The 13,133-nt window shown below is 64.4% G+C and carries 14 protein-coding genes; 1 reads left to right on the forward strand and 13 read right to left on the reverse strand.

Annotated features, from left to right (window positions below; genetic code table 11):
• Positions 1-33: 33 nt before the first annotated feature.
• The 4 genes from rplS to rpsP form a co-directional block, all read right to left on the reverse strand.
• Positions 34-420, reverse strand: a complete 387-nt coding sequence (rplS, locus tag ACFPAH_RS14975; RefSeq protein WP_379746853.1) for a 50S ribosomal protein L19 — start codon at positions 418-420, stop codon at positions 34-36.
• A 123-nt stretch (positions 421-543) separates the two neighbouring features.
• The gene (gene trmD, locus ACFPAH_RS14980; protein ID WP_379746855.1) at positions 544-1,302 is read right to left on the reverse strand and encodes a tRNA (guanosine(37)-N1)-methyltransferase TrmD; all 759 of its coding nucleotides are present in this window, start codon (positions 1,300-1,302) and stop codon (positions 544-546) included.
• A 67-nt stretch (positions 1,303-1,369) separates the two neighbouring features.
• Positions 1,370-1,933 (reverse strand): ribosome maturation factor RimM, encoded by a 564-nt coding sequence (gene rimM, locus ACFPAH_RS14985; RefSeq protein WP_379746857.1) that lies wholly within the window; start codon positions 1,931-1,933, stop codon positions 1,370-1,372.
• 15 nt (positions 1,934-1,948) lie between these two features.
• On the reverse strand, positions 1,949-2,197 hold the full coding sequence (gene rpsP / locus ACFPAH_RS14990) for a 30S ribosomal protein S16 (RefSeq protein ID WP_056344626.1): 249 nt from the start codon (positions 2,195-2,197) through the stop codon (positions 1,949-1,951).
• A 274-nt stretch (positions 2,198-2,471) separates the two neighbouring features.
• Between rpsP and ACFPAH_RS14995 the strand changes: the two genes are divergently transcribed.
• On the forward strand, positions 2,472-2,882 hold the full coding sequence (locus ACFPAH_RS14995) for an NINE protein (RefSeq protein ID WP_379746859.1): 411 nt from the start codon (positions 2,472-2,474) through the stop codon (positions 2,880-2,882).
• A 214-nt stretch (positions 2,883-3,096) separates the two neighbouring features.
• Here the strand turns inward: ACFPAH_RS14995 and ACFPAH_RS15000 are convergent, their stop codons facing one another.
• The 9 genes from ACFPAH_RS15000 to ACFPAH_RS15040 form a co-directional block, all read right to left on the reverse strand.
• Positions 3,097-3,885, reverse strand: coding sequence for a hypothetical protein (locus ACFPAH_RS15000; protein ID WP_379746861.1), 789 nt, complete (start codon positions 3,883-3,885; stop codon positions 3,097-3,099).
• A gap of 146 nt (positions 3,886-4,031) precedes the next feature.
• Positions 4,032-4,475, reverse strand: a complete 444-nt coding sequence (locus tag ACFPAH_RS15005) for a hypothetical protein (protein ID WP_379746863.1) — start codon at positions 4,473-4,475, stop codon at positions 4,032-4,034.
• Positions 4,476-4,775: 300 nt separating this feature from the next.
• Entirely contained in the window at positions 4,776-6,566 is a 1,791-nt protein-coding gene (locus ACFPAH_RS15010; RefSeq protein WP_379746865.1) for an acyl-CoA dehydrogenase, read from the reverse strand.
• 135 nt (positions 6,567-6,701) lie between these two features.
• On the reverse strand, positions 6,702-7,634 hold the full coding sequence (locus ACFPAH_RS15015; protein ID WP_379746867.1) for an electron transfer flavoprotein subunit alpha/FixB family protein: 933 nt from the start codon (positions 7,632-7,634) through the stop codon (positions 6,702-6,704).
• Between the two features lie 36 nt (positions 7,635-7,670).
• Positions 7,671-8,420, reverse strand: coding sequence for an electron transfer flavoprotein subunit beta/FixA family protein (locus ACFPAH_RS15020; RefSeq protein ID WP_379746869.1), 750 nt, complete (start codon positions 8,418-8,420; stop codon positions 7,671-7,673).
• A gap of 206 nt (positions 8,421-8,626) precedes the next feature.
• The gene (locus ACFPAH_RS15025) at positions 8,627-8,884 is read right to left on the reverse strand and encodes a sulfurtransferase TusA family protein (protein WP_379746871.1); all 258 of its coding nucleotides are present in this window, start codon (positions 8,882-8,884) and stop codon (positions 8,627-8,629) included.
• A 157-nt stretch (positions 8,885-9,041) separates the two neighbouring features.
• Complete coding sequence (gene alaS / locus ACFPAH_RS15030) at positions 9,042-11,651, reverse strand: alanine--tRNA ligase (protein WP_379746873.1); 2,610 nt, start codon at positions 11,649-11,651, stop codon at positions 9,042-9,044.
• 300 nt (positions 11,652-11,951) lie between these two features.
• On the reverse strand, positions 11,952-12,722 hold the full coding sequence (gene ugpQ, locus ACFPAH_RS15035; RefSeq protein WP_379746875.1) for a glycerophosphodiester phosphodiesterase: 771 nt from the start codon (positions 12,720-12,722) through the stop codon (positions 11,952-11,954).
• Between the two features lies 1 nt (position 12,723).
• Positions 12,724-13,065 (reverse strand): DUF1294 domain-containing protein, encoded by a 342-nt coding sequence (locus ACFPAH_RS15040; protein WP_379746877.1) that lies wholly within the window; start codon positions 13,063-13,065, stop codon positions 12,724-12,726.
• Positions 13,066-13,133 lie beyond the last annotated feature (68 nt).

Below are 13,133 nucleotides of genomic sequence, written 5' to 3' on the forward strand. Positions count from 1 at the left end.
CCGAGGGATGCCTTTTTCACTCCACAGACGCGATTACTGAGCGGCTGGGGCGGCTGCAACTTTACGCTGCGGCAGCTTTTCTTTGATACGTGCCGACTTGCCCGAACGCTCACGCAGGTAGTACAGCTTGGCGCGACGGACGTCACCGCGGCGTTTCACTTCGATCGAAGCGATCAGCGGCGAGTACAGCTGGAACGTACGCTCAACACCTTCACCCGACGAGATCTTGCGAACGATGAAGTTCGAGTTCAGGCCGCGGTTACGACGCGAAATGACGACGCCTTCGTATGCCTGGGCGCGCTTGCGGTTGCCTTCGACGACGTTGACGCTGACGATGACGGTGTCGCCAGGTGCGAAATCAGGAATGGTACGGCCGAGGCGCGCGATTTCTTCCTGTTCGAGTTGTTGAATCAGATTCATTTTTTATGACTCCAAAAACCATCTTGCTGGCGCGTGTGAATCACATGCATCGCCCAGTATAGGATGGGGTTGAACACAGGGGCAACATGCTCCCGCGTCTCGCACCAGATGGTGCATTTCCGGCTAGTCCCACGCGGGGAGCGTCGCCAGGAACTTTTCGTCGGCCGCCGTCAGCTGGCCCGCTTCGCGGGCCTTGCCTAACAGTTCCGGCCGCTTCTTCGCGGTCGCCTCCAGCATGCGCTGGCGACGCCACTTGGTAATCTCGGCGTGGTTACCACCCATTAATACCGGCGGCACCGCAAGCCCTTCGTACACTTCAGGACGCGTGTAATGCGGCGAATCGAGCAGGCCGTTGACGAAACTGTCTTCGACCGCCGAGGCGTCGTCGCCCAGCACCCCGGGCAATTGCCGCACCACTGCGTCCATCAAGGCCATCGCCGGCAATTCACCACCGGACAGCACGAAGTCGCCGAGGGAAATTTCCTCATCGACTACACGGTCCAGCAGGCGCTGGTCGACCGCTTCGTAGCGGCCGCACAGGACGACCAGGCCAGGCTCATCCTTCAGCGCCATGACGCGCTCATGCGTCAGTGGCTTGCCCTGCGGCGACATGAATACCACGCGCGGCGGCGGCAGGCCAAGTTCGACCTGGCGTGCCTTGGCCGCATTGATCGTCGCCTCGAGCGGCTTTGCCAGCATCACCATGCCCGGGCCGCCACCGTACGGGCGGTCATCCACGGTGCGATGGCGATCCGTCGTGAAATCGCGCGGATTCCACAGCGTCAGGCCCCAGCGGTCCTGCTCGAAGGCGCGGCGGGTCACACCCGACTGCGTCAACGCAGCAAACATTTCGGGAAACAAGCTCACGACGTCAAATTGCATGGAGACCTCGTGTCAAGCAGAACGGGGTAGGAATAACAGGATCAAGAGCGCCCAAGGAGTTCGCCGCTTAATAATCCAGACCCCAATCCAAAGTAATCTTCTTGCCTTGCAGGTCGACGTGCTTCACGAACTGATCCACAAACGGGACGAGGCGCTCGGGCGCCTTGTCGCTGCTCTCCGGATCGGCTACGGGCTCGATGCGCAGGATGGACTGCGGACCGTTGCTCATCATGTCGGTCACCTTGCCGAGGGCTGCGCCCTCGAGGTTCACGGCATCCATGCCGATCAGGTCGGACCAGTAATACTCGTCTTCCTCAAGTGCGGGAAACTGGGCACGCGAAATGTGCACGCCGGTGCCCTTGAGCGCCTCGGCAGCATCGCGGCCGGGCATCCCGACCAGGGTGGCGACCACGTCGCCACCATGCATCTTTGCGGTCCGCACGGTGACGGAACGCAGGCTCGGCTTGTCGAGCCACCAGGTTTTCACGTTCATCAGCGCATCCGCATCCGTCGAGAACGGCGTGACGCGGATGGCGCCGGCGATCCCGTAGGCGCCGGACACATACCCGACCTGGGTCAGGTCTTCGGGGGCTTGCGCCCCATTCGCAACTGCGGCAACTGAATCGGTCAAACCTGGAACCTTGCTTTAGGCTGCTGGGGTCTGCTGAGCGACCAGGCGAGCAACGGTTGGCGACAGTTGTGCGCCAACGCCTTGCCAGTAGGCCAGACGATCAGCGGTGATGCGCAGGCCCACTTCGGCGCCCGACGCCATCGGGTTGTAGAAACCGATGCGCTCGATGAAACGGCCATCGCGACGGTTACGCGAGTCGGTTGCAACGATGTTGAAGAACGGGCGCTTTTTTGCGCCGCCACGAGCCAAACGGATAACGACCATAATAATTCCAAAAAGTTGTACTGGACGGAGAAAGCCGACGATTATAGCGCGCAATGACGCGGAGCAGCAAGCGATAATGGCAAAAGTCGGACAACAGAGCGCGCGGTCCCGGCCGAATTGAGCATTATGGCCGATTTTTTGCGTGCCCGCTACCGCCCTGGCGGCCCGGCCCTACGCAAGCGATTGTTGATACATTGAATTTACATAAAAGATGGTGCTTTTGCTACGTTTTTGAACGATACTCGCTGTTTCCGTGTAACACATAAGTTATCGCATGGCACATAAAAACAAGACGCTCGCGACGGGGCTGGCACTCGTCCTGGGCACGCTTGGGGCACACCGTTTCTACCTGCACGGCCCCGTCGACCGGTTCGGCCTGCTCCACGCAGGCAGCATGCCCGTCTCCGCCCTCCTCTATAGCCAGGTGCAAGGCATCCAACCCTTCTACGCGCTGCTCCCGCTGCTGGTGTCGTGCGTCGCCGCCTTCATCAGCGCGCTGGTCATCGGCCTGACCCCAGACGAAAAATGGGACGCGCGCTTCAACGCCGGCTCGGGCAAGCAGTCGCGCTCGACCTGGCCGCTGGCGATCCTGCTCGTGCTGACCCTGATGATCGGCACGACTGTCCTGATCGGCACGATCTCGCGCCTGTTCGACCTGATGTACACGGGCGGCGCCTACGGCTGAGACCCGGCCGGCGGCCGGCACCAGGCGTAGGGCGCTGGCGGAGAACGCTCCGGCGCTCTGCGGCCATCCTCGGCGATTGCACCGATTCCAGCCGTTCCAGCCCCTCCCGCCCTTCGCGACGCTCCGCGCGCTCCCTGCCCGCGCGCCCCGTTCAGGCCGCCCAGCCTTCGCCGCCCTTGCGGCCATCTCGCCTTCGCACCTCGCGCGTCCGCCCTTAGATGCCCGGCGGCCAACGGTACTTCGGAAGCACGGCAGGCGCGCTACCGCTGATGATGACGATCTCCCGATGCGCCGTCAGCTCGATCTGCGCCGGGTCGCCCATGAATGGCGTGAGCTTTTCGTTATCGATCAGATAGAACCGGACCGGTCCCGCCAGCCCGGCCGTACCGCCCGCTCCGAGCGGCTGGCTCCATAGCGCGAAAAACTGGCCCAGGGTGAAGGTCTTGCGCACGTCGGTTTCGATATGCACCACGCCCGTCACGTCATGGGTGTGCAATTCATACGCACAACCGCTGCGCCCGACGTTGTCCGGCAGGCCCTGGCGCACCCCGTCCCGGTAGATCGAGACCAGGGTATGGATGTGGTAGTTCTCGTTGATGAGGCAGCCGACGCCACCGACGGGAGCGCGATTCGGGGGCGCCACCCAGGCCGGCCAGGCCGGGCGGCTGCCGATGGTGGCGGGGACCAGTTCGGTATAGGTGTCGGCCAGCACCAGCTCGGGCGGAGGCGGGCTCGGCTCCGGCGGCGCTGGTGGCGGGTTCGGCTCGCTTGGCGGCGGGCTCGGCGGTGGCGGCGGCGGCGGCGGGCTTGGTTCGGTTGGCGGCGGGCTCGGCTGAGGCGGCGGCGCCGGCTGGGTCGGTTGTTGCGGTGGACTTGGCGCAACCGGCGGATCGGCGGCCACCACCTCAGGGGCGGAATCGCCGCCGCCACAGGCGGCCAGCAACAGCAGCGAAGAGAGGGCCAGGGCTGAAAAACGGGTGGCACGGGAAAACAGCGAGGGCATGGGGTCTCCTGGTATTGATCAGTGGATGGACCCAGCTTACGAACGCGGCCGTGGCGTTCCGTTTATCCAGGATCAAACTCAGCCAAATCAGGGCGCGCCATGAAAAAAGCGGCCCGCAGGCCGCTGCGTGCGAGACGCCGGCCGTTTCAATGACGATCCTTCTTGACCTTGCGGCTGGCCTCGACCAGGTCGGCCTGCAGGCGCTCGATGGTGCGCACCTCGACGCTGATGTGGTCGAGGATGGCGTTCACGAACGCCAGCTCCGCCGGAGAGGTCCAGCCGGGCCAGTGGATGATGCGCTGCAGCTCGAGCAGGTGCGCCCCGCGGCCCAGTTCGGCCAGTTTGTCGGACAGCGACTTGATCGTCTTTTCCAGCTCGTGGATGTGGTGCGAGTGGTATTCGTGATCCTTCTTGCCGTGGTGCTTGTCCTCCTCGCAGTCACGCACCTTCCAGTACTCGCGGTATTTGTAGTGCTCGCGGTACTCGCACTTGTCCCGGTCCTTGCCGTCGTCGTGCTCGCGGCAATCCTTGTCGCGATCGTGGTCGTGCTCGTGGTCGTGCTTGTCGTCGTACGCTTTCTTGCTAGCCATGGTGTATCTCCTCGTCGAGCCGCTGAGATGGGGGCCGCCGGCTCATGCGCGGCTTGAGTACAAGTTAGTTCACTCAACATGAGCTCGCCTTGAGCCAAACTAAATTCGACCCCGTATTATTTATTACAAACTTTTGACCGTGAAAAACTTCGTCGACGGAATGTTGTTCGACGTTATTGAGTTAATGGCAGAGAACACGATGATCGGTGCAGGCAATAAAAAAAGCGGCCCGCAGGCCGCTTTTTCGTCCATCGAGGGCGGGACTGGTACTCCGCCCCGGACTCGGATTCTGGCAACTGATCAGAACTGCTCGACGTCCAGTGCCAGCACACCGGCACTGCCTTCCACGATCGCAGTGCGCAAGCCGCCCGCGCCCGACAGGATGTGGTCGGCGAAGAAGCGCGCCGTGGCGATCTTCGCACGCAGGAAGGCAGCGTCGCCCTCCCCTGCGTCCAGTTTGCGCTGCGCGACCAGGGCCGCGCGCGCCATCTGCCAGCCGCCCAGCACGATGCCGGCCAGCTTCAGGTACAGCACGGAACCGGCGAACACGCCCTTGATGTCCGACTTGACGTTGGCGACGACGAAGTCGACGACTTCCTCGAGGGCCGCCGAGCCAAGCGCCAGCTGTTCGCGGATGGCGGCAAAGTCAGCGCCCTGCACTTCGCCCAGCGCCGCTTCGGTGGCACGCACCTGCTCCAGGATGGACTTGGCCACCGCGCCGCCGTCGCGCACGGTCTTGCGGCCGACCAGGTCGTTCGCCTGGATCGCGGTCGTGCCTTCGTAGATGGTCAGGATCTTGGCGTCGCGGTAGTGCTGCGCCGCGCCGGTCTCCTCGATGAAGCCCATGCCGCCATGGACCTGCACGCCGTCGCGCGCGACGTTTTCGCTCATCTCGGTCGACCAGCCCTTGATGATCGGGACCAGGTACTCGTACACCGAGAGGTTCGCCTTGCGCACCGCTTCGTCGGCGTGATAGTGGGCGACATCGGAGATGCCCGCGCCGACATAGGCCAGCGCGCGCGCGGCCTCGGTCTGGGCGCGCATCGACATCAGCATGCGGCGCACGTCCGGGTGGTGGATGATCGCCACCGGCCCGCTCGACCCGGCCAGGTCGCGCGACTGGATGCGGTCCTTCGCAAACGCGACGGCCTGCTGGTAGGCGCGCTCGGCCAAGCCGATGCCCTGCATGCCGACGCCGAAGCGGGCCGCGTTCATCATGATGAACATGTATTCCAGGCCGCGGTTCTCTTCGCCGACCAGGGTGCCGATGGCGCCGCCGTTGTCGCCGAACTGCAGCACGGCAGTCGGGCTGGCCTTGATGCCCAGCTTGTGCTCGATCGAGACGCAGTGCGCATCGTTGCGCGCGCCAGGGGTGCCGTCTTCGTTGATCAGGAACTTCGGCACGATGAACAGCGAGATCCCCTTCACGCCCGGCGGCGCGTCCGGCGTACGGGCCAGCACCAGGTGGATGATGTTCTCGGCCATGTCGTGCTCGCCGTAGGTGATGAAGATCTTGGTGCCGAAGATTTTATAGGTGCCGTCGCCCTGCGGCACGGCGCGCGTGCGCACCGCGGCCAGGTCCGAACCGGCTTGCGGCTCGGTCAGGTTCATGGTGCCGGTCCACTTGCCGGAGATGAGCGGCTCGAGGTAGAGCGCCTTTTGCTCGTCGGATCCGGCGGTCAGCAGCGCTTCGATGGCGCCGTCGGTCAGCAGGGCCACCAGCGCGAACGAGATCGAGGCGGCGTTGAGCATTTCGGTGCACGGCGTGGCCACCAGCTTGGGCAGGCCCTGGCCGCCGAATTCGGCCGGGTGCTGCACGCCCTGCCAGCCGGACTCGCCGAAGGCCTGGAACGCGACCTTGAAACCGGCGGACGTGGTCACCTGGCCGTCGTGCCAGAAGCTCGGCTCCTTGTCGCTCGGATGGTTCAGCGGCGCGACCACTTCGCCGCAGAACTTCGCGTTCTCTTCCAGCACCGCTTCGACGGTGTCGGCGGTCGCGTCTTCGCAACCCGGCAGCTGGCTCACCTGCTGCAGGTTCGCCAGTTCGTTCAGGACGAACAGCATGTCTTTGATCGGGGCTTGGTAGCTCACGATATCTCCTCAGAATTTTTAACGTAAAACAGGCCACGTCAGCCTGGCATATGCCGGACCAGCGTGGCCTGTGTTTCGTATGGCGGGCATGTGCAGTGCTGGCATTTAGCCAGCCCTGCTGCCCACCATACGTTTTTAGCCGAGTTCCTTGACCAGCTCCGGAACGACTTCGAACAGGTCGCCCACCAGGCCATAATCGGCTACCGAGAAGATCGGCGCTTCCGGATCCTTGTTGATGGCGACGATGGTCTTCGAATCCTTCATGCCGGCCAGGTGCTGGATCGCGCCCGAAATACCGACGGCGATGTACAGCGACGGCGCGACGATCTTGCCGGTCTGGCCCACCTGCCAGTCGTTCGGCACGTAGCCGGCGTCGACGGCGGCGCGCGAGGCGCCCATGGCGGCGCCCAGCTTGTCGGCCAGGGGTTCCAGCAGCTTGAAGTTGTCGCCCGAGCCCATGCCGCGGCCACCGGAGACGATGATCTTGGCGGCGGTCAGTTCCGGACGGTCCGATTTCGCCAGCTCGCGGCCGACGAAGGCCGACTTGCCGAAGTCGGCGGCGGCAGGAATCTGCTCGACGGCAGCCGAGCCGCCGGTGGCGGGCGCCGCGTCGAAGCCGGTGCCGCGCACGGTGATGACCTTGACCGAATCGGCCGACTGCACGGTCGCGATGGCGTTGCCGGCGTAGATCGGGCGCTCGAAGGTGTCGGGCGAATCGACCTTGGTGATTTCCGAGATCTGGGCCACGTCCAGCTTGGCGGCGACGCGCGGCAGGATGTTCTTGCCGTAGGCGGTGGCCGGGGCCAGGATGTGCGAGTAGTTGCCGGCGACGGCCAGGATCTGCTCGGCCACGTTTTCGGCCAGGCCGTCGGCGAAGTACGGCGCGTCGGCGACCAGCACTTTCGAAACGCCGGCGATCTGCGCAGCGGCCTCGGCGGCGGCGCCGCAATTCGAGCCGGCGACCAGCACGTGCACCTCGCCTCCGCACTGGGCGGCCGCGGTCACGGTGTGGTGGGTTGCGCCCTTGAGGGAGCCATTGTCGTGTTCAGCGATTACTAATGCGACCATGATGTGTCCTATATTGTATGGTGACGGCGCAGGCCGTTAGATGACTTTGGCTTCGGTGCGCAGCTTCTGCACCAGCGTGGCGACGTCCGGCACCTTGATGCCTGCCGAGCGCTTGGCCGGCTCGACGACCTTCAGGGTCTTCAGGCGCGGGGTGACGTCGACGCCCAGGTCTTCCGGCTTGATCGTTTCCAGCGGCTTTTTCTTGGCCTTCATGATGTTCGGCAGCGTGACGTAGCGCGGCTCGTTCAGGCGCAGGTCGGTGGTGACGATCGCAGGAAGCGTCAGGGCAACGGTCTCCAGGCCGCCGTCGACTTCGCGGGTCACGGTCACCTTGCCGTCTTCCAGCACCACTTTCGAGGCAAAGGTCGCCTGTGGCCAGCCCAGCAGGGCTGCCAGCATCTGGCCGGTCTGGTTCGAGTCGTCGTCGATCGCCTGCTTGCCCAGGATGATCAGCTGCGGCTGCTCCTTGTCGGCCAGCGCCTTCATGATCTTGGCCACGGCCAGGGGCTCGGTGTCGCCTGCCGTTTCGACCAGGATGCCGCGGTCCGCGCCGATCGCCATGCCGGTGCGCAGGGTTTCCTGGCACTGCGGCACGCCGACCGACACCGCCACCACCTCGGTGACCTTGCCGGCCTCCTTCAAACGGGTCGCTTCTTCGAGTGCGATTTCGTCGAATGGGTTCATCGACATTTTGACGTTGGCGATATCCACGCCGCTGCCGTCGGACTTGACGCGGACCTTGACGTTATAGTCGACCACGCGTTTGACGGGTACCAGGACTTTCATAGGTGTGCCTTTGAAAAATTGAAGAGGTAGACGGGCTAAAATTGGCCTTGATTATAAGAGATAAACAGCGTCAAGACTGAATTAAAGCACGATCGTGCGATTTTCGGTTAGAAGGAAGCTTCGAAATCGTCATGGGCGCTGGAGTGAGGGGATGGGCGGGGAAGCGTGCTCCCCGCCGGGATCGGGCGGTGGCCCGGGAGTGGTGCTTATTTGCGGCGCATCAGGAAGACGAACTCGCCGTTGTTCTGCGAGTGCGACACCAGGGCGTTGCCGGTCTGCTTGGCAAACGCCTGGAAGTCGCGCACGGAGCCGGTGTCGGTGGCCGTGATGCGCAGCACCTCGCCGGTGGCCATTTCGGCCAGCGCTTTCTTGGCTTTCAGGATAGGCAGCGGGCAGTTCAAGCCGCGCGCGTCCAGGTCCTTCTGGAAGTGAATTGTATCGGTGTCGAGAATGGTGTCGCTCATCGCATGCCTGCTAAGGTGGTGATACTGGATTGGAGTCTACTCCAATTTCCGGATTATGACGCGCCGCACAAAAATAGTCACGAAATGTTGCACGCACCCCACCGCGTAGACAAGGTTTCGTAGGGTGGACGGCAGAGCCGTCCACCCTACCACTGTCTTACGCCCGCTCGCCGACCCAGGCTGCGACGCCGGCCAGCGCTTGCGGCAGGCCCGACGGATCGGTACCGCCGGCCTGCGCCATGTCCGGACGCCCGCCGCCCTTGCCGCCCACCTGCTGCGCAACAAAATTGACCAGCTCGCCGGCCTTGACTTTCCCGGTCGCATCCTTGGTCACGCCCGCGATCAGGCTGACCTTGCCGTCAGCGACGCTGGCCAGCACGATGGCGGCCGTCTGCAGCTTGTCCTTGAGCTTGTCCATCGCCTCGCGCAGGGTCCCCACGTCGGCGCCGTCCATCGTCGCGGCCAGCACCTTGATGCCGTTCACGTCGACCGCCTGGTTGAGCAGCTCGTCGCCCTGGCCGGAAGCCAGCTTCGATTTCAGCGCCGCCACTTCCTTTTCCAGCACCTTGACCTGATCCTGCACCTGGGCGATGCGCGACGGCAGTTCGTCCGGGCCGGTTTTCAGGGCGCCGGCCGCGGCCAGCAGCTTCGCGTTGGTCTGCTGGACCCAGGCCAGCGCGCCCTCGCCCGTCACCGCCTCGACGCGGCGGATGCCGGCGGCGACGCCGCCTTCCGAGACGATCTTGAACAGGCCGATGTCGCCGGTGCGGGTCACGTGCACGCCGCCGCACAGCTCTTTCGAGGAGCCGATGTCGAGCACGCGCACTTCATCGGCGTATTTTTCGCCGAACAGGGCCATCGCGCCATGCTTGACGGCGTCGTCGAAGGACATGTGCTGGGCCTGGGTCGGATGGTTTTCCAGGATCTCGCGGTTGACGATCATCTCGACCTGGGCGATCTGCTCCTGGGTCATCGGCGCGTTATGGCTGAAGTCGAAACGGGTCTTGTCCGGATCGACCAGCGAACCCTTCTGCTGCACGTGGCCGCCCAGCACTTCGCGCAGCGCCTTGTGCATCAGGTGCGTGGCCGAGTGGTTGCGGATGGTGCGCGCGCGCTTGGCCTGGTCGACCTGGGCGTCGACGGTGTCGCCGACCTTCAGCGAACCCGAACGCAGCACGCCGTGGTGGCCGAACACCTCGGCCTGGATCTTGAGCGTGTCTTCGACTTCGAACTCGCCAGCGCTTGCCCTGATCAGGCCGTGGTCGCCCACCTGGCCGCCGGATTCGGCGTAGAACGGGGTCGTGTCGAGCACGACGATGCCTTCCTGGCCCGCCTTCAGTTCCTGCACCGAGACGCCCTCCGAGTACAGCGCCAGCACGTGGGTGTTGTGCACCAGCGATTCGTAGCCGACGAACTTGGTCTTCTCGCCGGCGTACTCCACCTTGGCCGCCATCTTGAACTTGCCGGCGGCGCGCGCCGTCTTCTTCTGCTGCTCCATGGCGGCCGTGAAGCCCGCTTCATCGAGGGTCACGCCACGCTCGCGGCAGATGTCCGCGGTGAGGTCGAGCGGGAAGCCGTAGGTGTCGTACAGGGTGAAGGCGGTGGCGCCGTCCAGGTTCTTCGCGTCTTTCGCCAGCTGCGCTTCCAGGATCTTCATGCCGTTTTCCAGCGTCTCGCCGAAACGCTCTTCCTCGGCTTTCAGCACTTGCGCGACGCGGTCCTTGGCTTCCGTCAGTTCCGGATAGGCGCTGCCCATTTCGGCGTCCAGGTCCTCGACCAGCTTGTAGAAGAACGGACGGGTCTGGCCCAGCTTGTGGCCGTGGCGCAGCGCGCGGCGGATGATGCGGCGCAGGACGTAGCCGTGGCCTTCGCTGCTCGGGATGATGCCGTCGACGATCATGAAGGAGGCGGCGCGAATGTGGTCCGCGATCACCTTCAGCGAATTGTTTTCCAGGTCGCTCGCGCCGGTCTCGCGCGCGGCAGCCTTGATCAGTGCCTGGAACAGGTCGATCTCGTAGTTGCTGTGCACGCCCTGCAGCACGGCGGCCAGGCGCTCCATGCCCATGCCGGTGTCGATCGACGGCTTCGGCAGCGGGGTCAGCACGCCGGATTCGTCGCGGTTGAACTGCATGAACACGAGGTTCCAGATCTCGATGAAGCGGTCGCCGTCTTCGTCGGGCGAGCCCGGAGGACCGCCGAAGATGTCGGCACCGTGGTCGTAGAACACCTCGGTGCACGGGCCGCACGGGCCGGTGTCGGCCATCTGCCAGAAGTTGTCCGACGCGTAGCGCGCGCCCTTGTTGTCGCCGATACGGATGATGCGCTCTTTCGGCACGCCGATTTCGTTGGCCCAGATGTCATAGGCCTCGTCGTCCTCGAAATAGACGGTGACGGTCAGCTTTTCCGCGGGCAGCATGTAGACCTTGGTCAGCAGCTCCCAGCAATAGTTGATCGCATCGCGCTTGAAATAGTCGCCGAAGCTGAAGTTACCCAGCATTTCGAAGAAGGTGTGGTGACGTGCGGTGTAGCCGACGTTTTCCAGGTCGTTGTGCTTGCCGCCGGCGCGCACGCAGCGCTGCACGGAGGTCGCGCGCTTGTAGGGGCGCGTATCCAGGCCGAGGAAGACGTCCTTGAACTGCACCATTCCGCTGTTGGTCAACAACATGGTCGGATCGTTGCCCGGCACGAGGGGGCTGGACCGTACGATCGTATGGCCCTTGGACTCAAAAAACTTGAGGAACTTTTCGCGAATTTCGGAAGATTTCATGTTGGCGGGAGCGGAAAGAGCGCAGTACGGTAGCGCAGTACGTAGATAAGGCAACGATTATATCAGTCAGTTGTAACTTATTTATACGCATCGATGGTGCAACCGTAGGGTGGGCGGCTCCACCCGAAAATCGGGGTAGACGCTGCGCTTGCGCCGCCCACGCGTTCAACGCACGGCGGAACAATGGCGCGGCCAAGCAGGATGCGGTTGAACGCGTGGGCGGCGTCAGCGTCGCGTCGATTCGTATTCCAGGGCGGAGCCGCCCACCCTACGTCCCTGCGGCGCGAGCCGGCGCCATCGTCACGCGAAATCCGGCTTGAACAGGTCGATCCGGTCGGTACAGAAGGCCTCCACGCCCCAGGACAGCAGTTCGCGCGCGCGGCGCGGCTCGTTCACCGTGTAGCAGAACAGGCCGAAGCCGGCGGCGCGCACGCTGGCGGCCAGTTCGCGCGTCAGGTGCTTGTGGTTGGTGTGGATGGCGATGGCCTCGACCGATTGCGCGCGGCGCTCCCAGTCGGGCGGCAGCTCGCTCATCAGGCAGGCGCGCGGCACCTGGGGCGCCACCTCGCGCGCCGCCTCGAGCGCCAGGTGGCTGAACGAGGACAGCAGCGGCGCCGCGGCCAGGTCGCCGGCCGCGATCTCGTCCGCGTAGAGCGCGGCGGCGATGCGGGCGACGGCGCCGCCGGTTTCGATGTCGTAGCCCGGCGCCGGCTTGATCTCCATGTTCATCCAGATGCCGTGCGCCTTGCAGAAGCCGGCAAATTCGACGAACAGCGGCACCGGCTCACCCTCGTACTCCTGCGCGAACCAGCTGCCGGCGTCCATGGCCGCCAGTTCCGCGGCATCGTAGTCGAATACGTTGCCGGTCCCGAGCACGGTGCGGCCGAGATAAGGATCGTGCATCACCACCGGCACGCCGTCGCGCGCCAGCATGATGTCGTATTCGATGGCGGCAAACCCGCGCCGCATCCCTTCGCGCAGGCCGGCCAACGTGTTCTCCGGCGCCAGCGTGCCGCCGCCGCGGTGGGCCAGCACGCGCGCATAAGGCCAGGACGCCGGCTGGCCGCTCATCTCAGCGCGCCGCCAGCCGCGACGACAGGTAGAGGAAGCCGGCGATGTTGGCCACGACCGTGCACCAGAACATCTGCTGGAACGGGCGCTTCGCCGTCTTGTGGCGCAGCCATTGCTGGGCCAGCAGGGCGCCGGGCCAGCCGCAGGCCAGGCCGAGCAGCAGCAAGGTGCGCTCCGGCGTGCGCCAGGCGCCGTTGCGGGCGGCCGCCTTGTCGATCGCATAGGCCACGAAACAGCTCAGGCTGATGATCAGGTAGGCGCCGCCGACGAGCAAGGGCAACTGCCAGGCGAAGGTGGCGGCAATATAGACCAGGACGAACAGGACAAGCGGCAGGTAGATCATCCCGCCAGCTTAGCGCGGAGGGCGAGCAATTGCTAGTCGGCACGGATATCGCTGTTTACGTTCTCCTG

Origin of the sequence: Massilia sp. GCM10023247 (assembly GCF_042653325.1) — a bacterium.
Taxonomy (GTDB): Bacteria; Pseudomonadota; Gammaproteobacteria; order Burkholderiales; family Burkholderiaceae_D; genus Telluria.